Source organism: Plantibacter sp. CFBP 8775, from assembly GCF_014839505.1.
Taxonomy (GTDB): domain Bacteria; phylum Actinomycetota; class Actinomycetes; order Actinomycetales; family Microbacteriaceae; genus Plantibacter; species Plantibacter auratus.
In genome coordinates this window covers 2656903-2675191 of sequence record NZ_JACYNV010000001.1, presented here as the reverse complement: position 1 = coordinate 2675191, position 18289 = coordinate 2656903, and the positions used below count along the sequence as shown (strand labels likewise).

At 69.9% G+C, this 18289-nt stretch carries 19 protein-coding genes; 17 read left to right on the top strand and 2 right to left on the bottom strand.

From position 1 onward, the window contains the following. Positions 1–624: 624 nt before the first annotated feature. On the bottom strand, positions 625–876 hold the full coding sequence (locus IFR14_RS12615; RefSeq protein ID WP_191941324.1) for a hypothetical protein: 252 nt from the start codon (positions 874–876) through the stop codon (positions 625–627). A 114-nt stretch (positions 877–990) separates the two neighbouring features. On the opposite strand from IFR14_RS12615, the gene IFR14_RS12610 reads away from it, so the two are divergent. The 16 genes from IFR14_RS12610 to der all read left to right on the top strand — a co-directional run bounded on the left by IFR14_RS12610 (position 991) and on the right by der (position 16415). Next, positions 991–1659: a hypothetical protein gene (locus IFR14_RS12610; RefSeq protein WP_198425044.1), complete on the top strand. Its 669-nt coding sequence runs from the start codon at positions 991–993 to the stop codon at positions 1657–1659. Between the two features lie 4 nt (positions 1660–1663). Next, positions 1664–2665 (top strand): HAD-IIA family hydrolase, encoded by a 1002-nt coding sequence (locus IFR14_RS12605; protein WP_244175506.1) that lies wholly within the window; start codon positions 1664–1666, stop codon positions 2663–2665. Positions 2666–2756: 91 nt separating this feature from the next. Further along, positions 2757–2915 carry a hypothetical protein gene (locus IFR14_RS12600; protein ID WP_191941186.1) on the top strand — a complete coding sequence of 53 codons (159 nt, stop codon included), beginning with the start codon at positions 2757–2759 and terminating at the stop codon, positions 2913–2915. A gap of 3 nt (positions 2916–2918) precedes the next feature. Further along, positions 2919–3770, top strand: coding sequence for a TlyA family RNA methyltransferase (locus IFR14_RS12595; protein WP_191941185.1), 852 nt, complete (start codon positions 2919–2921; stop codon positions 3768–3770). A gap of 4 nt (positions 3771–3774) precedes the next feature. Beyond that, complete coding sequence (locus IFR14_RS12590; RefSeq protein ID WP_079706105.1) at positions 3775–4785, top strand: NAD kinase; 1011 nt, start codon at positions 3775–3777, stop codon at positions 4783–4785. Further along, a complete protein-coding gene (recN, locus tag IFR14_RS12585) occupies positions 4782–6479 on the top strand; it encodes a DNA repair protein RecN (RefSeq protein ID WP_191941184.1) in 1698 nt (565 codons plus the stop codon). The genes IFR14_RS12590 and recN overlap by 4 nt, the downstream gene beginning before the upstream one ends. A gap of 86 nt (positions 6480–6565) precedes the next feature. Beyond that, positions 6566–8260 carry a CTP synthase gene (locus tag IFR14_RS12580; RefSeq protein WP_194718987.1) on the top strand — a complete coding sequence of 565 codons (1695 nt, stop codon included), beginning with the start codon at positions 6566–6568 and terminating at the stop codon, positions 8258–8260. Then, positions 8253–8891 carry an NUDIX domain-containing protein gene (locus IFR14_RS12575; protein ID WP_191941183.1) on the top strand — a complete coding sequence of 213 codons (639 nt, stop codon included), beginning with the start codon at positions 8253–8255 and terminating at the stop codon, positions 8889–8891. Before IFR14_RS12580 ends, IFR14_RS12575 begins: the two co-directional genes overlap by 8 nt. Before the next feature lie 3 nt (positions 8892–8894). Continuing rightward, entirely contained in the window at positions 8895–9830 is a 936-nt protein-coding gene (xerD, locus tag IFR14_RS12570) for a site-specific tyrosine recombinase XerD (RefSeq protein ID WP_086475418.1), read from the top strand. An 85-nt stretch (positions 9831–9915) separates the two neighbouring features. Beyond that, positions 9916–10791, top strand: a complete 876-nt coding sequence (locus IFR14_RS12565; RefSeq protein WP_071260744.1) for a ParA family protein — start codon at positions 9916–9918, stop codon at positions 10789–10791. Positions 10792–10807: 16 nt separating this feature from the next. Beyond that, entirely contained in the window at positions 10808–11662 is an 855-nt protein-coding gene (locus IFR14_RS12560) for a segregation and condensation protein A (protein WP_191941182.1), read from the top strand. After that, a complete protein-coding gene (gene scpB, locus IFR14_RS12555) occupies positions 11655–12290 on the top strand; it encodes an SMC-Scp complex subunit ScpB (RefSeq protein WP_191941181.1) in 636 nt (211 codons plus the stop codon). Before IFR14_RS12560 ends, scpB begins: the two co-directional genes overlap by 8 nt. Next, positions 12256–13077, top strand: coding sequence for a pseudouridine synthase (locus IFR14_RS12550; protein ID WP_086475416.1), 822 nt, complete (start codon positions 12256–12258; stop codon positions 13075–13077). Before scpB ends, IFR14_RS12550 begins: the two co-directional genes overlap by 35 nt. After that, positions 13074–14174, top strand: coding sequence for a prephenate dehydrogenase (locus tag IFR14_RS12545; RefSeq protein ID WP_191941180.1), 1101 nt, complete (start codon positions 13074–13076; stop codon positions 14172–14174). Before IFR14_RS12550 ends, IFR14_RS12545 begins: the two co-directional genes overlap by 4 nt. 8 nt (positions 14175–14182) lie before the next feature. Further along, positions 14183–14920, top strand: a complete 738-nt coding sequence (gene cmk, locus IFR14_RS12540) for a (d)CMP kinase (protein WP_191941179.1) — start codon at positions 14183–14185, stop codon at positions 14918–14920. Next, on the top strand, positions 14907–16415 hold the full coding sequence (gene der, locus IFR14_RS12535; RefSeq protein WP_085514417.1) for a ribosome biogenesis GTPase Der: 1509 nt from the start codon (positions 14907–14909) through the stop codon (positions 16413–16415). The genes cmk and der overlap by 14 nt, the downstream gene beginning before the upstream one ends. 93 nt (positions 16416–16508) lie before the next feature. On the opposite strand, the gene IFR14_RS12530 is transcribed toward der, so the two are convergent. Beyond that, positions 16509–17156 (bottom strand): TetR/AcrR family transcriptional regulator, encoded by a 648-nt coding sequence (locus tag IFR14_RS12530; protein ID WP_191941178.1) that lies wholly within the window; start codon positions 17154–17156, stop codon positions 16509–16511. A 146-nt stretch (positions 17157–17302) separates the two neighbouring features. Between IFR14_RS12530 and IFR14_RS12525 the strand changes: the two genes are divergently transcribed. Next, complete coding sequence (locus tag IFR14_RS12525; RefSeq protein ID WP_191941177.1) at positions 17303–18217, top strand: NUDIX domain-containing protein; 915 nt, start codon at positions 17303–17305, stop codon at positions 18215–18217. Positions 18218–18289 lie beyond the last annotated feature (72 nt).

Genomic DNA, 18289 nt, shown 5'->3' with positions numbered 1-18289 from the left:
CCGGACTTCTTCGTTGAAATGGCCACCCAAGGTTCTTGGGTGGCCATTTTGCGTTAACACGCTTTGTGCGTGAAGTCGTCGTTTCACGGGTACCGTGGGACAAGAATTCAACAGTAGATTGACGCCGGGTGACGGCGTCCGAACACCGTGGAGATCATCGTGAGTGACCAGTCAGCAGACCAGCCCGACAAGGGTGAGCGACGTCCTCCGAGATCTTCCGGTGACAACCGTGGGAACGGTGGTGCTCCACGGCGCGATGATCGTGCTCGCGGCACCGACCGCCCGCAGCGGTCCGATGCGCCCAGGAGCGATCGTCCACGCACGGATCGTCCGCAGCGCTCCGACCGTCCAGCACGGAGTGGTGACCGTCCGTCATCGGGGGATCGTCCGCAGCGTTCGGATCGTCCTGCTTGGCAGAAAGATCGTCCGGCGTCCGGGGACCGCCCGCAGCGCTCGGACCGTCCCGCGCGCAGTGGTGACCGTCCGTCATCCGGTGATCGACCGCAGCGTTCGGACCGCCCGGCTTGGCAGAAAGATCGGCCAGCGTCCGGCGACCGTCCGCAACGGTCGGACCGTCCCGCCTGGCAGCAGGACCGGCCGTCGTCGGGGGATCGTCCGCAGCGCTCAGACCGTCCCGCACGGAGCGGCGACCGTCCATCGTCCGGCGATCGTCCGGACCGTGGAAACCGGACCGACCGTGGACACTCCTCTGAGCGTGGTGGCCGTCCCGACCGCGGGCGCGACAGCGGTGGACGCGAGCTGTGGACGCGCGATGGCGCTCCGGCCCGCGGCGACCGCGACGCGTTCCGACGCGAGCGCGAGCTGACCGAGGAAGAGCGCATCGCGTTCGAGCTCAAGTCGATCCGTCCGCGTCACGACGACCCGGAGATCCCTGACGACGTCACGCCGCAGGACCTGGACAAGGGTGCGCGGAACGAGCTGAAGACCCTGAGCAAGGAGAACGCCGACGGCGTCGCGCAGCACTTGGCGATGGCGGCGCGACTGATCGACAGCGATCCTGCGTTGGCCCACCTCCACGCGATGTCCGCTGCCCGTCGGGCCGGCCGGATCGCGATGGTCCGCGAGACCCTCGCCATCACCGCGTACGAGACCGGCGACTACGCCCTCGCGCTTCGCGAGCTGCGGACCTATCGCCGTATCTCCGGCAAGGACGACCAGTTGCCGCTCATGGTCGACAGTGAACGCGGCGTCGGCCGGCCGGAGCGTGCCTTGGAACTCGGACGGTCCGTCGATCGCTCGACCCTCGACGTGCCGGTCCGCGTTGCGCTCGCGATCGCGATGTCGGGTGCCCGGCTCGACCTCGGGCAGACCGAGGACGCGCTGCTCGAGCTCCAGATCCCACAGCTCGACCCGAAACGTGCGTTCTCCTACAGCCCGGCGCTGTTCAACGCGTACGCCGAGACCCTCGAGGTCCTCGGCCGTGAGGAGGAGGCGGCCGTCTGGCACGACCGTGCGATGATCGCCTCCGAAGCGCTCGAGCAGTCCGCTGCGGACGACGAGGGCGAGACGATGGTGGTTGTGGAGGAGTTCCTCGAGTTCGACGACGAACCCGAGTCGCCCACAGCTGTCGCCTCCGAATCCGACGATCAGCCCGGGGAGGAGCCGTCCGGTGAGTCCGCTGCTGACGAGAAGGCCTAAGCCCGTGACCCCGCTCGACGGCGTCGACGTGGTCCTCGCGGATCTGGACGGCGTGGTCTACGCCGGCCCGAACCCGATCCCGCACGCGGTGGAGTCGCTGAACCTGGCGGCAGAGCACGTTCGCGTCGGATACATCACGAACAACGCCTCCCGGACGGACGCCTCCGTCGCGCAGCACCTGACCGATCTCGGCCTCAGTGTCGCGCCGGCAGAGGTCGTCACGAGCCCTCAGGCCGCGGTCCGACTGCTGGCCGGCCTGGTGCCGGCCGGGTCCACGATCCTGGTCGTCGGTGGCGCCGGGCTCGTCGACGAGGTCGAGAAGGGTGGCTTCGTCGTCACCCGCTCCGCTGAGGACTCGCCGGCTGCGGTGATCCAGGGCTTCGCTCCCGAGGTCGGTTGGTCGCAGCTGGCCGAAGCGGCGTTCGCACTGCAGACGCCGACCGCCGACGGTTCCGAGCTGCCGTGGGTCGCGACCAACACGGACTGGACCATCCCGCAGGCTCGCGGGATCGCTCCGGGAAACGGCACGCTGGTGTCGGCCGTCCACACGGCGGTCGGCCGTCTGGCGACCGTCGCCGGGAAGCCGGAGGTACCGATCTTCGACGAGGCGAAGGTGCGTTTCGGCGCATCGAAGCCGCTCTTCATCGGCGACCGACTCGACACCGACATCCTCGGCGCGAACCGCGCCGGGATCGCGTCAGCTCTCGTCCTGACCGGCATCGATCGGGCCAAGCATGTCCTCGCAGCCGACCAGCACTCCCGGCCGACCTTCATCCTCGAGGACCTGCGGCAGCTGCACGAGCCGTATCCGGCCACCACCATGTCGCGCGACGGCAAGGCGGCGACGGTCGGTGCGGCCACGGTGCGGATCCGTGGGAACGACGTCGTGGTGGAGTCCGACGGCCCGTCCCGGATCGACCTGTTGCGTGCCGCGTGCGCCGCGATCTGGGCCTCCGGCCGTGCCATCTACGGGCTCAACGTCCCGGAGCGCCTGTACGCGGAGTGATGCCCACCCCTCGGGAGGCGCGGTTCACCACGGGTGTTCGCCCACAGCGGTTCCCGGGGGCGGCGACGGCGGCGGCCGGTAGGGTTGCCCTGTGACGAACGAACCGGAGCACCCGACCGACGGCCTCGTGTCCCGCGTCCACCTCATCGACGAGCAGCCGCTCGAGGAGCGGGCCGCCGCATACAGCCAGCTCGTCGACGAACTGCGGGCGACGCTCGAGGGGAGCGACTCGCTGAAGACCTCGGCGTAGCGCATGGAGAACACACCCGAACCGTCGGCCACAGCCGATTCGCCGAACGGCGCCGCGCAGCCCGCCCGCCTCGACGCCGCCCTCGCCGCGCGAGGACTCGCCCGCTCCAGGACCCATGCGGCCCAGCTCATCGCCGACGGCCTCGTGAGTGTCGACGACCGCACGATCGTCAAAGCCTCCCACCGGGTCCACCCGGATGCTCGCGTCGTCGTCGCCGGCGCCGACCACTACGTAAGTCGCGCCGCCCACAAGTTGCTCGCCGCCCTGGACGCCTTCCCGGTCGTCGTCGACGACGCACTCGTCCTCGACGCCGGCGCCTCCACCGGTGGATTCACCCAGGTCCTGCTCGAGCGTGGGGCGCGTCGGGTGATCGCCCTCGACGTCGGGCACGACCAGCTCGTGCCGCAGCTCCGAGACGACGAGCGGGTGCGGGTCGTCGAGGGGTGCAACGTCCGCTTCCTGACGCCGGAGCAGCTCAGCGACCTCACCGGTCTGGACGAGCGTCCGTCGCTCGTGGTCGGCGACCTCTCGTTCATCTCCCTCACGCAGGTGCTCCCGGCACTCGTGTCGGTCGTCGAGTCACCGGCGGAACTCGTCCTGCTCGTCAAACCGCAGTTCGAGGTCGGTCGTGGTGGCGTCCGTGAGGGCGTCGTCACCGATCCCGCGCTCCGTGCCGACGCCGTCGCAGGCGTCCTGTGGGCGGCCTGGGACCTCGGGCTCGGGACGGCCGGGCTCATCCCGTCGCCGATCGTCGGCACCCACGGCAACCGCGAGTACGTGGTGTGGATATCGGCGGAGCACGGAACCAATCCGACAGAATGGATGCAGCAGATCACCTCGATGGCTGGAGCGTAACCCGATGGCACATTCCACCGATCCTGCGGTCGCGGCGAGGAACATCCTGGTCGTCGCGCACACCGGCCGCGACGACTCGCGCGATGCCGCCGTGCTCGTGTCCAGGCTGCTCCTGGAGGCGGGCGTCCGCCCGGTCCTCAGCGCGCTGGAGCGGGCCGACCTCATCGCCGTCGACCCGGATCTCGACGTCGTCTCCATCCTCGACGAGGAGGTCTCCCTCGGCGACATCGAACTGGCGATCGTCCTCGGCGGCGACGGCACGATCCTGCGAGCGGCCGAGGTCACGCGAGGATCGGCGGCGCCGCTGCTCGGGGTGAACCTCGGTCACATCGGCTTCCTCGCCGAGAGCGAGCGCGACGACCTCGCCGAGACGGTCGAACGCGTCGTGCGTCGCGACTACTTCGTGGAGGAGCGCATGACGCTCTCCGTCCGGGTCAAGGTCGGCGCGGAGGTCGTCTACGAGACGTGGGCGCTCAACGAGGCCACGGTCGAGAAGGCGAGCCGGGAACGCATGCTCGAGGTCGTGATCGAGGTCGATCAGCGTCCGCTCTCCTCGTTCGGGTGCGACGGGGTGGTCATCTCGACGCCGACCGGCTCCACCGCCTACAACTTCTCCGCGGGCGGCCCGGTCGTGTGGCCGTCGGTCGAGGCCATCACCCTTGTCCCGCTCAGCGCGCACGCCCTGTTCGCGAAGCCGCTCGTGGTCGGCCCGGAGTCGTCCCTCGCCGTCGAGGTCCTGGAACGCACCGACGGCCTCGGCGTGCTCTGGTGCGACGGACGCCGGGCCAAGGACCTCCAGCCGGGCGCCCGGGTGGTCGTCAGACGCTCCTCGGTGCCGGTCCGCCTCGCACGCCTCCACGAGAGCACCTTCACCGATCGACTCGTCAACAAGTTCCGGCTACCGGTCACCGGTTGGCGTGGCCCCGTCGGACGCGAGGAGCCGATGACCGGCACGATCCACCTCCCGGCCTCCACGGCCACCCGACACCACAGCGATCAGGAGGGCACCGCATGATCGAGGAGATCGAGATCCGCGACCTCGGCGTGATCGCGTCCGGGACACTCCCGCTCGGTCCCGGCTTCACCGCCGTGACGGGCGAGACCGGCGCAGGCAAGACGATGGTCGTCACCGCCCTCGGGCTGCTCCTCGGACAGCGGTCGGACAGCGGCGTCGTGCGAGCGGGCCAGAAGCAGACGAGTGTCCAAGGACGCTGGTTGGTGCCGGGCGACGGCGCGGTCGCCGAGCGCGTCCGCGAGGCCGGGGGAGACCTCGATCCCGCGGGTGATGCCGCAGAGCTGCTGCTCGGTCGGATCGTGACCGCCGAGGGCCGCGGCCGCGCGATCGTCGGTGGCCGCACGGCCCCCATCGGGATCCTCTCCGAACTCGGCGAGCAGCTCGTCGTCGTGCATGGGCAGTCCGATCAGATCCGACTGCGGGCCGCGCCGGCCCAGCGGGACGCCCTGGACCGCTTCGCCGGCGAACCGCTCCAGCGTGCTCTCGGTGACTACCAGCGGTGCTACACGGAGCTCCTGGAGCTGCGGACGGAACTCGAGACCCTCACGAACGAGCGCGACACGCGACTCCTCGAGGCCGAGCAGCTGCGCGTCGCGCTCGCCGAGATCGAGCAGGCCGACCCACAGCCCGGCGAGGACGCCGAGCTCGCCGAGCGCGCAGATCGACTGACGAACCTCGAAGAGCTCCGCCTCTCGGCGGCCGGCGCCCGAGAGCTCGTCTCGGCCGAGGCCGGCGAGGAGAGCGACGTCGTCGGACTGCTCGAAGGCGCGCGGCGGCAGCTCGACCGGGCCTCGGTGCACGATCCCGCCCTCGGCGCGATCGCCGCGAGTGTCGCCAACGCGAGCTACCTGGCTGCTGAGATCGCCGCCGAGCTCTCGAGCTACCTCGCCGGACTCGACGAGGACGGCGCTCGCGAACTCGAGGTCGTCCAGGAACGCCGCGCCACTCTTGCGACGCTCGCCAGGAAGTACGGGCCGACCGCTGAGGACGTCCTGCACCTGCTCGAGACGGGCAGCACACGCCTGATGGAACTCGACGGCGACTCCGACCGCATCACCCAGCTCGAGGGCGACGTCGAACGACTCTCCGGGGAGGTCGACGCCGCTGCCGCGACGTTGAGCGCCGTCCGGATCGAAGCCGCCGCTCGACTCGGCGCAGCCGCGAGCGCGGAACTGCGCTCGCTCGCGATGGCCGAGGCGGAGCTCGTCGTCGAGGTGTCCGATCGCGACGACCTCACGCTGCACGGCAAGGACGTGATCGCCTTCCTCCTCCGGCCGCACGCCGGTGCCGAGCCCCGACCGCTCGGCAAGGGCGCCTCGGGTGGAGAGCTGTCCCGCGTGATGCTCGCCCTCGAGGTCGTCATCGCCGGTGCGGACCCCGTGCCCACCTTCGTGTTCGACGAGGTCGACGCCGGCGTCGGCGGAGCCGCGGCGATCGAGATCGGGCGTCGCCTCGCGGCCCTCGCCGAACGCTCGCAGGTGATCGTCGTCACCCACCTCGCGCAGGTCGCGGCCTTCGCCAACAACCACCTGAGCGTGGTCAAGGGCGGAGACGGTTCGGTGACCGCGTCGAGCGTGCGCCAGCTCGTCGGCGCCGAGCGTGAGGCGGAGATGGCTCGGCTGCTCTCCGGGCTCGCGGAGTCCGACAGCGGCCTCGCCCACGCCCGCGAACTGCTCGCCCTCGCAGCCTCCTGACGACGCGACCGCGAAGGAAGCGACACATGAACCCGAACTGGATGGTAGGATAAAAGCCCGTGGTGAATACTTCTGAAGCGGGCAACCTGAACTCTCCGATCGACGGCATCGTCTCGGGCTCCAACGGCACGACCAAGCACATCTTCGTGACTGGTGGTGTCGTTTCTTCGTTGGGCAAGGGGCTCACCGCAGCCAGCCTCGGCAACCTGCTGACGGCGCGCGGGCTCCGGGTGGTCATGCAGAAGCTCGACCCCTACCTCAACGTCGACCCGGGCACGATGAACCCGTTCCAGCACGGCGAGGTCTTCGTGACCGACGACGGCGCCGAGACCGACCTCGACATCGGCCACTACGAGCGGTTCCTCGACATCGAGCTGAGCCAGGCCGCGAACGTGACGACCGGTCAGATCTACTCCACCGTCATCGCCAAGGAGCGCCGTGGCGAGTACCTCGGCGACACCGTGCAGGTGATCCCGCACATCACGGACGAGATCAAGCGCCGCATGCGCCTCCAGGCGTCCGAGACGCCCCAGCCCGACGTGATCATCACCGAGATCGGCGGCACGGTCGGCGACATCGAGTCGCAGCCGTTCATCGAGTCGGCTCGCCAGATCCGCCACGAGCTCGGCCGGAACAACGTGTTCTTCGTCCACGTGTCCCTCGTGCCGTACATGGGCGCCTCCGGTGAGCAGAAGACGAAGCCGACGCAGCACTCGGTCGCGGCCCTCCGGTCCATCGGCATCCAGCCCGACGCACTCGTGCTCCGCAGCGACCGTCCGGTGACCGAGAGCAACAAGCGCAAGATCGCGCTCATGTGCGACGTCGACGAGGACGCGGTCGTGAACGCGGTCGACGTCCCGAGCATCTACGACATCCCCACGATGCTGAACGACCAGGGCCTCGACGCGTACATCGCCGACCGCCTGGGTCTCGTCACCAACGAGGTCGACTGGAGCGGCTGGGCCGACCTCCTCGAGGCCGTCCACCACCCGAAGCACGCCGTCACCATCGGCCTCGTCGGCAAGTACATCGACCTGCCCGACGCCTACCTGTCGGTGACCGAGGCGCTCAAGGCCGGCGGCTTCGCCCACGACACGAAGGTCAGCATCCGTTGGATCCCGTCCGACGACTGCGAGACCGTCGAGGGAGCGATCAAGGCGCTCGCCGACGTCGACGGCATCTGCGTCCCCGGTGGCTTCGGCATCCGCGGCATCGAGGGCAAGCTCGGCGCCCTGAAGTTCGCCCGCGAGAACGGCATCCCGGTGCTCGGCCTGTGCCTCGGCCTGCAGTGCATGGTCATCGAGTACGCCAGGAACGTCGTCGGGCTCGAGGGCGCCAGCTCCTCCGAGTTCGACCCCGACACGCAGTTCCCCGTCATCGCGACGATGGCCGAGCAGGTCGAGATCATCGCGGGCGGCGACCTCGGCGGCACGATGCGCCTCGGTCTGTATGCGGCGAAGCTCGACGAGGGCTCGATCGTCGCCGAGCTGTACGGTGCGGACGAGGTGTCCGAGCGTCACCGTCACCGCTACGAGGTGAACAACGGCTACCGCCAGCAGATCGCGGACGCCGGCCTCCAGTTCTCGGGTCTGTCGCCCGACGGCACGCTCGTCGAGTACGTCGAGCTGCCGCGCGAGGTGCACCCGTTCTACGTCGCGACGCAGGCGCACCCCGAGCTGCGGTCGCGCCCGAACCACGCGCACCCGCTGTTCGCCGGTCTCGTCGGTGCTTCGCTCGAGCGCCAGCAGGCGAGCCGCCTGTTCGACGTCGCCAATGGTTGAGTCGATCGGCGACGCCGCGTCGTTGCGCGACGAGCCGCACCCCGTCGAGGTGGTGTCCTCCGAGTGCGCGTTCGCGGGCAAGGTCTGGGACATCCGTCGGGAGACGTTCCGCTACGGCGACGGCGAGGTCGTGCGCGAGTTCGTCGACCACACCGGGGCGGTCGCGGTGCTGGCGCTCGACGCCGATGAGCGCGTCCTGCTCATCCAGCAGTACCGCCACCCGATCGGTGAGCGCGATTGGGAGCTGCCGGCCGGTCTGCTCGACATCGCGGGGGAGGACCCGGCCGTGGCCGCGGGGCGCGAGCTGGAGGAGGAGGCCGACCTCGTCGCCGGTTCGCTCCAGCTGCTGACGGAGTTCTACACGACGCCCGGTGGCAGCAACGAGTCGATCCGCATCTACCTCGCGCGTGACCTCACCGCGACCGCCGAGGCCTTCGCCCGTGCCGAGGAGGAGGCGGACATCCTCGTGGAGTGGGTGCCCCTCGATGACGCCGTGGCCGCGGTGCTCGACGGCCGGCTCCACAACTCGATCCTGATGCTCGGCGTCCTCACGGCCGCCGCGGCTCGCGATCGCGGGTGGTCGACGCTGCGTGACAGCGGCGACTCCACGATCGGGCCGGGCGGAGCCTGAGGCGTGGCGCTCGATCGCGCGGTCGCCGACTACCTGCGGCACATCGCGATCGAGCGCGGCCTGTCGGCCAACACGCAGGCCGCCTACCGGCGGGATCTCGAGGGCTACCTCGCCTGGCTCGGCGCGCACGGTGTCGTCGAGGCACCGGCCGTCACCGCTGCGCACGTGTCGGAGTACACGGCGTCGCTCCGGACACCGGAGGGTCAGCCGGTGCGCGCGTCCTCGCTCGCCAGGGTGCTGTCGTCCATCCGCGGTCTCCACCGGTTCCTGCTCGACGAACAGCTCGTCGAGGTCGACGTCGCGCGCGAGGTACGCCCGCCGAAGCTCCCGGGGCGGCTCCCGAAGGCGATCACGATCGACCAGGTCCGTGCACTGCTCGAGACGACCGACGGCGACGACCTGCTCGCCGTCCGCGACAAGGCGCTCCTCGAACTGCTCTACGCGACAGGAGCCCGCGTCTCCGAGGCCGTCGGCCTGAATGTCGACGACGTCATCGACACCGACATCGTGCGGCTCCTCGGCAAGGGCGGCAAGCAGCGGATCGTGCCGCTCGGCAGCTTCGCCCGTGACGCCGTCGACCGCTACCTGGTGCGCGTCCGGCCGGTCTTCTCCGGCCTCGGCCGGTCCACGCCGGCGCTCTTCCTCGGGCAGCGCGGTGCGCGGCTGTCCCGGCAGAGCGCGTGGCTCGTCCTCCAACGCGCCGCCGAGCGCGCAGGACTCGAGTCGCACGTCTCGCCGCACACCCTCCGACACTCCTTCGCGACGCACCTCCTGCAGGGCGGAGCCGACGTCCGCGTCGTGCAGGAACTCCTCGGTCACTCCTCGGTGGCGACGACGCAGCTGTACACGCTGGTGACGGTCGACAACCTCCGCGACGTGTACACGCAGTCCCATCCCCGGGCCAGATGGACCACGGGCGGAGCGGCACCGCAGGCCTGACCCGTGGCCCGGTAGACTCGTCACTCGAACGACAGCAAGCGGGAGCGAGGCAACACCGGTGGCCGGTACGAAGCACACGAGCGCAGTGCAGGATTCTGCGCGCAAGACCGCCGCCGAACTGAACCCGAACGGCCCGACCGGCCGCCCGCGTCGTGAGTTCGCCGTGCCGCCCACACTGGCGCAGCACGGTCCGGCACGCATCATCTCGCTCTGCAACCAGAAGGGTGGCGTCGGCAAGACGACGACCACCATCAGTCTGTCCGCCGCGCTGGCCGAATACGGCCGCCGGGTGCTCGTCGTCGACTTCGACCCGCAGGGTGCGCTGTCCGCCGGTCTCGGCATCTCCACCCACGACTCCAACACCGTCTACGACCTGCTGCTCGGCACCGTGAAGGACCCGGCCGAGGTCATCCAGCACACCGCCATCGAGGGTCTCGACGTGCTCCCGGCCAACATCGACCTCTCGGCCGCCGAGGTCCACCTCGTCAACGAGGTCGCGCGCGAGACGATCCTGGCCCGGGTGCTCCGCAAGGTGTCCGACGACTACGACGTCATCCTGATCGACTGCCAGCCCTCGCTCGGCCTGCTCACGGTCAACGCCCTCACCGCCAGCCACGGGGTCCTCATCCCGCTCGAGTGCGAGTTCTTCGCGCTCCGCGGTGTCGCGCTGCTCATCGAGACCATCGACAAGGTGCGCGACCGCCTCAACCCGGCGATCGAGCTCGACGGCATCCTCGCCACCATGTACGACTCCCGGACCCTGCACTCGCGTGAGGTCCTCGAGCGCGTCGTCGACGCGTTCGGCGAGAAGGTCCTCGAGACGGTCATCGGACGGACCGTGAAGTTCCCCGACGCGAGCGTCGCCGGAACCCCGATCACCGAGTTCGCACCGGAGCACGCCGCCGCGAAGGCCTACCGTCAGCTCGCGAGAGAGCTCATCTCCCGTGGCGCGATCGCCTGATCCCGCGCGGACGCCCGTGGCCGTCCTCCCTCCGGCCGGCGACACCGGCTCGCGCTCCGCTGAGGCGACGACCGTCGACCCAACACCGGCACCGTCGTTCCGGGTGTCGTTCGAGGGCTTCGAAGGGCCCTTCGACCTCCTGCTGACCCTCATCGGCAAGCACGAACTCGACATCACCGAGGTCTCGCTCAGCCGCGTGACCGACGAGTTCATCGCCTACCTGCGCACGCTCGAGGCCGACGACGAACTCGACCAGGCGAGCGAGTTCCTCGTCGTTGCGGCCACCCTGCTCGACCTCAAGATCGCGGGGCTGCTGCCGCAGGGTGAGCTCGTCGACGCGGAGGACGTCGCCCTGCTGGAGGCGCGTGACCTGCTGTTCGCGCGCCTGCTGCAGTACCGCGCGTTCAAGCAGGCGTCGGCGTGGTTCGCGGAGCGCCTCGACCTGGAGGCGGCGCGCCACTTCCGGGCGGTCCGGCTGGAGGAGCAGTACCGTCAGCAGACCCCGGAACTCGTCTGGACGCTGACCGCGCAGGACTTCGGCGCCCTCGCGACGCTCGCGTTCACGCCGCGCGAGGTGCCGACCGTCGGTCTCGACCACCTGCACGCACCGCTCGTGAGCATCCGGGAGCAGGCGGCGCACGTCGTCGCCATCCTGCGCCGCGGCGGGTCCCACACCTTCCGCGAGCTCATCGCCGGCGCGGAGTTGAAGGGTGTGGTCATCGCGCGCTTCATCGCTGTGCTCGAACTGTACCGACACGCGGCGCTGTCCTTCGAGCAGATCGAACCGCTCGGCGAGCTCACGCTGCGCTGGACGGCCGAGACCTGGAACGACGACAGCCTCGCCAACCTGGGAGCCGATTACGATGCCTGACGCGACGCCCGAGTCGATCGAGCGGCCGACGGACGCCGCTCAGGGCCTGCCGGCCGAGCCCGCGCCGGTGCCCGCACCGGACGTCCCGCGTGCGCTCGAGGCGATCCTCATGGTCGCCGACGAACCGCAGAGCCTCGTGAACCTGGCCGCCGCCGTGCACGTTCCGGTCGGCGCCGTCCGACGGGCCATCGCCGAACTCGTCGTCGACTACGACGGCGAACGCGGTGGCGTCCGACGCGGGTTCGAACTCCGCGAGGTCGGCGGCGGCTGGCGGATCTACGTCCGAGCCGACTACGACGCGCTCGTCACCGACTACGTCGTGACCCAGAACCCGACGAAGCTGTCGCAGGCGGCGCTCGAGACCCTGGCCGTGATCGCCTACAAGCAGCCGATCAGCCGCGGCGCGATCGCCTCGATCCGCGCCGTCAACGTCGACTCCGTCGTCCGCACCCTCCTCGGACGCGGACTCATCACGGAGATGTTCACCGACAGTGAGACGGGTGCCATCAACTACGGCACCACCGATCTCCTGCTCACCCAACTTGGTATCAACGCCATCGAGGAGCTGCCGCGGATCTCGCCGTTGCTCGACGATGGCCGGGAAGGATTCGACAGTGACCAGCACTGAATCAGAGGGCATCCGCTTGCAGAAGGTGCTGGCGAACGCCGGCGTCGCCTCGAGGCGCGTGTCTGAGCAACTCATCGAGGACGGCCGTGTGGAGGTGAACGGCGTCGTCGTCACCGAGCTCGGCTCGCGGATCGATCCGGAGCACGACCTCGTGTCGGTCGACGGCAGCGCCATCCAGCTCGACGCCTCGAAGCGCTACCTCATGCTCAACAAGCCGGTGGGCATCTACAGCTCGTTGAAGGACGACCGCGGTCGCCCCGACCTGCGCCGCTTCACCGAGCAGTACGAGGAACGGCTCTTCAACGTGGGCCGCCTCGACGCCGAGACGAGCGGTCTGCTCATCCTCACCAACGACGGCGACCTCGCGCACGTGCTCGCGCACCCGTCGTTCGGTGTGCAGAAGACGTACATCGCGAAGGTCACCGGCAAGGTGACCGCGCAGGTCCTCGCGAAGCTGACCGCGGGCATCGAGCTCGAGGACGGACCGATCTCCGCCGACAAGGCCCGCCTGCTCGGCACCGAGGACGGGTTCAGCCTCGTGGAGCTCACGCTGCACTCCGGGCGGAACCGCATCGTCCGTCGCATGCTCGACGCGGTCGGCCACCCGGTCGTCGACCTCGTGCGTCGTCAGTTCGGCCCCCTGCACCTCGGGACCCTCGGATCCGGACAGCTGCGCGAGCTGAGCAAGGATGAACTCGGCGCCATCCTGACCATCGCCCGCGCTCACGGTCCTGAAGCCCGCGCGGCCGACGGCACGGCAGCGGAGGCGTCGGAGCCGACGGCATGAGCGACCTGAGTTCCGCGCCCGCGCGCGTGCAGGGGTCGGTCCGCATCGTCGGAGCCGGCCTCCTCGGCGCGAGCATCGGACTCGCGCTGCGCGCCAAGGGCGTCGACATCATCCTCGACGACGCGTCGCCTAGCCAGTTGCGCCTCGCCATCGACTACGGCGCGGGTCGTGCGGCGGAACCCGCCGACGACCCGTCCGTCGTCGTCATCTGCGTCCCACCGGACGTCACCGCGCGCGTCATCGAGGCCGAACTCGCCGCGTTCCCGCGCGCCGTCGTGACCGACGTCGCGAGCGTGAAGCTCGAACCGTACCGGGCACTGCTCGAGCGCGGCGTCGACCTCACCCGGTACATCGGTTCCCACCCGCTCGCCGGCCGCGAGCGCGGGGGAGCGATCTCCGCGAGAGCCGACCTCTTCCTCGGCCGCCCGTGGGTGATCTGCCGCGACGCCGAGACACCCGCCTGGGCACTGTCGCAGGTGGAGGGCCTCGCGCTCGACCTCGGCACCATCCCGATGGAGATGACGCCGGACGAACACGACCGCTTCGTCGCGCTCGTCTCGCACACGCCGCAACTCGTCGCGAGCCTCCTGGCCGCCCAGCTGCAGGACGCCGAGGAGGGCGCCATCCAGCTCGCCGGCCAGGGCCTGCGCGACACCGTCCGCATCGCCTCGAGCGCTCCCGAGCTCTGGGTCCAGATCCTCAGCGCCAACCACGCCGAGGTCCTCCCGGTGCTGGAGCAGCTGTCCACCGACCTCGCGTCGGTCATCTCGGCACTCCGGGACCCGGAGGTGCCCGGCGCTCGCCGCACGATCGCGGACACGATCGCCGCCGGCAACACCGGCGTCGCACGGCTCCCCGGCAAGCACGGCCAGAACCGCCGGTTCGCCAGCATCGTCGTCCTCCTCGACGACCGCCCTGGCCAGCTGGGCGCCCTGTTCACGGAGCTCGGCGAGATCGGCGTCAACATCGAAGACCTGCGTCTGGAGCACTCGCCCGGCGCGAACATCGGTCTCGCGGAGGTCCAGGTCCTCCCCGAGGTGAAGCAGCGCACCGTCGACGACCTCGAGTCGCGCGGTTGGCGCATCGCGGAAGTATAGGAAGAGACATGACCGAACAGCACCCCACCAGCACCGACGCGTCGACGACGCCGGACGCACCCGTCGTGGTCGCGATCGACGGACCGGCCGGCAGCGGCAAGTCCAGCGTGAGCAAGGCCGTCGCTCGCCGACTCGGCTACCGCTACCTCGACACGGGCGCCTGGTACCGCGCGCTCGCGCTCCACACGCTCGGTGCGGACGTCGACCCCGAGGACTCGGCGGCGGTGATCGGCTCGCTCGACGCGTTCGGTGGTGCCTTCACCGTCTCCCTCGACCCGGACGTGACCGCGTTCACGCTCGGGGGTCGCGACGTCACGGACGAGATCCGCGGCCCTCGCGTGACGGCCGTCGTGTCCGCCGTGGCCCGTGTCCCGGAGGTGCGTGCGTGGATCAACGAGACCTTCCGATCGCTCATCGCCGACGTCGACCGCCCGGGCATCGTCGTCGAGGGACGCGACATCACCACGGTGGTCGCACCGGATGCTCAGGCTCGGATCCTGCTCACGGCATCCGAAGCGGCTAGAATGGCCAGGCGTTCAGCGGAATTCGAGAGCCACCCTGCCGGCGACGTCGCGGAACAACTGCAGCGGCGTGATCGGGCGGACTCCAGGGTCGTCGACTTCATGAACGCGGCGGACGGAGTGACCACGGTCGACTCCACGCACATCGACTTCGACGAGACGGTCGACGCGGTCGTCCGCGTCACCGAATCCCTCACAGCAAGGAACTCCCATGGCTCACGATGACGAGCAGTTCGACGGAGGCCCCGACGACCTCGCGGACCGCCTCCAGGACATGGACGAGGAGCTCGCGACCCAGCGGGCCGCGTCCCTCCGCTCCGGCCTGGCCGACTACGACCTCGAGGGCGACGACCTCGACATCCTCGACGGCGCGACGGAGGACCCGGACGAGATCCGCTTCCTACCGGCGCTGCCCGTCGTGGCGATCGTCGGTCGCCCGAACGTGGGCAAGTCCGCGCTGGTGAACCGCATCCTCGGTCGTCGTGAGGCCGTCGTGGAGGACACCCCCGGTGTCACCCGCGACCGCGTCAACTACAAGGCCGAGTGGAACGACCGTCGCTTCACGGTCGTCGACACCGGTGGGTGGGAGCCCGACGCCAAGGGGATCGACGCGTCTGTCGCGGCCCAGGCCGAGATCGCCATCGACCTCTCCGACGTCGTGATCTTCGTGGTCGACGCCATGGTCGGTGCCACGGCGACCGACGAGCAGGTCGTCAAGCTGCTCCGCAAGACCGGACGCCCCGTCTTCCTCGTCGCCAACAAGGTCGACGACGCCCGTCAGGAGCCGGAGGCCGCGGCGCTCTGGAACCTCGGCCTCGGCGAGCCCCACCCGGTCTCCGCGATCCACGGCCGTGGTGTCGCCGACCTCCTCGACAAGATCCTCAAGGTCCTCCCGCAGGTCTCGGCCGTCGCGAAGGACGAGTTCGGCGGCCCCCGCCGCGTCGCGATCCTCGGACGCCCGAACGTCGGCAAGTCCAGCCTGCTCAACAAGACCGCAGGCGAGGAGCGCGTCGTCGTCAACGATCTCGCCGGGACCACCCGCGACCCGGTCGACGAGCAGATCGAGCTCGGCGGCAAGATCTGGCGCTTCGTCGACACCGCGGGTATCCGTCGTCGCGTGCACCTGTCGCAGGGTGCCGACTTCTACGCGTCGCTCCGCACGAGCACGGCGCTCGAGAAGGCCGAGGTGGCCGTCGTCCTCATCGACGTCACCGAGGTGATCAGCGAGCAGGACGTGCGGATCATCGACCTCGTCCTCGAGAGCGGTCGCGCCCTCGTGCTCGCCTTCAACAAGTGGGACCAGCTCGACGACGAACGCCGGAAGTACCTGGAGCGCGAGATCGAACAGGACCTCTCGCACGTGTCGTGGGCGCCGCGCGTCAACATCTCCGCGCGGACGGGCCGCCACCTCGAGCGTCTCGTCCCGGCCCTCGAGGTCGCACTCGAGTCGTGGGACATGCGTATCCCCACGGGCAAGTTCAACGCCTTCCTCGCCGAGCTCACGGCGGCGCACCCGCACCCGCTGCGCGGTGGCAAGCAGCCCCGCATCCTGTTCGGCACGCAGGCCGCGAGCCGTCCGCCGACCTTCGTGCTCTTCACGACCGGCTTCCTCGACCCCGGTTACCGTCGCTACGTGATCCGTCGCCTGCGCGAGATCTGGGGCTTCGAGGGCACGCCGATCAACGTCAACATGCGCGTCCGCGAGAAGCGTCAGCGCTGACCCGCGGCGTCCGTCCCTCGGACGGCGACGACGAAGGCCCGAGACCACTCCATGGAGTGGTCCCGGGCCTTCGTCGTACTGGTCGAGGTGTGATCAGGAGCGAGCGAGGGCGGATTCGTCCGCGGGCGCCAGGGCGGGCCCGTGTTCGGTCTCGAACGGCCACCAGCTCGGGAGCAGTTCGCGGATGACCTCGAGGAACGACTCGACGTCGCGTGGTGCTGGGGTGTCGAGCCAGACACGGAAGCTCGCGACGGAGCCCGCGGCGACGAAGTGCGCCGCTGATCGCATGAACAGCTCGTGCTGCTCCTCGCTCAGGCATTCGGCGTGGGGGAGGGTGATCGCCCCGCGCTCGAAGATGTCGAGCACGGTGGATGTGAATACCCGGTTGAGCATCGGCTGCAGACTCGCGCCGATGAGGTCGTCGCCGAGACCGATGCGGTAGATGTCGGCGCGCTCGTCGATGTGGCGGAGCGCGGCGACCGTGGCCCGGGTGATCGCCGCCGGGGCGTCGTCCGCGGAGACGGTCGCCAGATGGGTCATGCTCAGTTCCGTGAGCTCCTCGGCGAGGACCGATTCGAGCAGCTCGCACGGCGCCGCCGCGTGCTGGTAGAAGGTCGATCGGTTGATGCCGGCGCGAGCGGCGATCTCCGAGACGGAGATCTCGGAGGTGGGACGTTCTGCGGCGAGTTGCAGGATCGTGCGCGCGAGCCGTGCCCGCGTCCGGCGTTGACGTGCATCCATGAGGGTCCTTCGCGTGGGTTCGATGCGGCGGGCGCGAGCGCGGCCGATGCAATACTGGAGTTCAATATATAACATATTCCGCACGTGCGGTGGAGATGACCCTGGGCAAGGGGGTGGCGCACAGCGTTTCGTGCCAGGCTGGTCCAATGACTGATGCGCATCCTCCCGGCGGCCCCGTCCGGGACGCCGGGGATGCCTGGGTCGAATCCGGGGACGGCCGGAAGTACTGGGGTCGTTTCGGTGCAGCCGGACTCCTCGTGCACGATCGAGCGCGTGGCGTGCTGTTGCAGCACCGGGCCGGTTGGAGCCACTTCGGCGGCACCTGGGGCATCCCGGGAGGCGCGCGTCACCAGTTCGAAAGCGCTGTGGACGGCGCGGTCCGCGAGTCGCACGAGGAGGCGGGAGTCCCCGCCGAGTCGATCGAGCTGCGGTTCGACTCCGTGCTCGATCTCGGGTTCTGGTCGTACACGACGGTGATCGTCGAGGCGGTCGAGCCGTTCGAACCCGTGGTCTCCGACCCGGAGAGCATCGCCCTCGCCTGGGTGCCGCTCGCCGAGGTCGAGACGTTGCCGTTGCACCCCGGCTTCGCCGATTCGTGGCCGGGCCTGCGGTCGCAGCTCGAGCGCCGCGTCACGGTCGTCGTCGACGTCGCGAATGTCGTCGGCTCGCGACCGGACGGGTGGTGGAAGGATCGTGCCGGAGCCGCGCAGCGGTTCGTCGCGCGACTCGGCCGTCTCGCACACGAGGGCCTCGACGCCCAGGCGCTCGACCTCGACTTCAACCGCTGGTGGCCGGCCTGCGTCGCCGTCGTCGAAGGACAGGCCCGCGGTGCCCACACCGATGATGACGTGCGAGAGCCCGGGCATGAGCTGCGAGCGGGCGTCTCGGTCGTCGACGCGGCGGGGAGTGGCGACGACGCGATCGTGGACGTCGTCCGTGGGCTCGACGGCGCGGTCGTCGTGGTCACCTCGGACCGTGAGCTGCGGGAACGCGTCGAGGGTCTGGGCGCGACGACGCGCGGTGCCGGCTGGCTGACGGACCTGCTCGACGCAACGGTCTGAGGGCAGCGGCAGTCGCTCCACAGGAGCCCGCAGCCCGTCGCCGCCATCACGGGAGACCGCTTTCCTGCACGT